Origin of the sequence: Kitasatospora indigofera (assembly GCF_014655955.1) — a bacterium.
In the GTDB taxonomy this organism is placed as follows: Bacteria; Actinomycetota; Actinomycetes; order Streptomycetales; family Streptomycetaceae; genus Kitasatospora; species Kitasatospora indigofera.
Genome location: NZ_BNBO01000149.1, coordinates 1 through 1,242, shown reverse-complemented (window position 1 = coordinate 1,242; position 1,242 = coordinate 1). Strand labels below are relative to the sequence as shown.

General features: G+C 70.9%; 1 protein-coding gene. It reads right to left on the bottom strand.

What is annotated here, in order from left to right; translation table 11 throughout:
• Positions 1–10: 10 nt before the first annotated feature.
• On the bottom strand, positions 11–1,242 hold a 1,232-nt coding region (gene efeB / locus IE329_RS39880; protein ID WP_190215967.1), incomplete at its 5' end, for an iron uptake transporter deferrochelatase/peroxidase subunit.

Genomic DNA, 1,242 nt, shown 5'->3' with positions numbered 1-1,242 from the left:
GCGGGCGGCCTCAGCCGAACAGGGCCTGGCCCCACCACTCGCCGGGCTTGCGGACGCCCGCCGGACAGGCGAAGTGCGCCGAACCGACGTGCTGGATGTACTCGTTCAACGCGTCACTGCCCGCCAGCCGCTGCTGCAACGGCACGAACGCCTTCCGGGTGTCCCGCTGGTACGCCAGGAAGAACAGACCCGCCTCCAGCCGCCCCAGACCGTCCGTCCCGTCCGTGAACGAGAACCCCCGGCGCAGGATCATCAACCCGTCGTTGCTGTCCGGATGCGCCAGCCGCACGTGCGAGTCCTCCGGCATCGCCTTCAGGTCCGGCACGTCCCGCTCCCTCACCTTCCCGAACGGCGCACCCTCCCCCTTGTTGCGCCCGAAGATGTCCTCCTGCTCCTTCAACGGCGTCCGGTCCCAGGTCTCGATGTGCATCCGGATCCGCCGCGCCACCAGGTACGACCCACCCGTCATCCACTCCGGACCCTCACCCGGCCCCGCCCACACGTGCTCCGCCAACGCCGCCGCGTCCGACCCCGCGATGTTGTGCGTCCCGTCCTTGAAACCCATCAGGTTCCGCGGCGTCTGCGCCTCCGGCGTCGTCGACGACGTCTTCCCGAACCCCAGCTGCGACCACCGGACGTTCACCACACCCATCCCGATCCGCGCCAGGTTACGGATCGCGTGCACCGCCACCTGCGGATCGTCCGCACACGCCTGCACACACAGGTCACCACCACTGCGCGCCGGATCCAGACTGTCACCCCGGAACCTCGGCAGATCGATCAACGCCTCCGGACGCCGCGCCCGCAGACCGAACCGGTCCACCCCGTCCTTCTCGAACAACGACGGACCGAACCCGACCGTCAACGTCAACCGCGACGCCGGCAGACCCAACGCCTCACCCGTGTCGTCCGGCGGCGCCTGCGGCAGACCACTCGCCGCACCGCTGCCCACCTCACGGCCGCCGGTCATCGCCGCCGCCGCCCTCGTCCACTCCTTCAGCACCCGCACCAACGACTCACGCGTCGCCGTCGCCGCCACGTCGAACGCCGCGAAATGCAACCGGTCCTGCACCGGCGTCGCGATCCCCGACTGATGCTCCCCGTAGAACGGAACCTCCCCGCCCACCGCCGCGGCCGCCGGCACCGGACCACCCGACCCGGTCGCCACCGCCACCGAACCCACCGCCGCCGCACCCAACGCGACACCCGCACCCGCCCAACCGATCACCGCACGACGGCTGA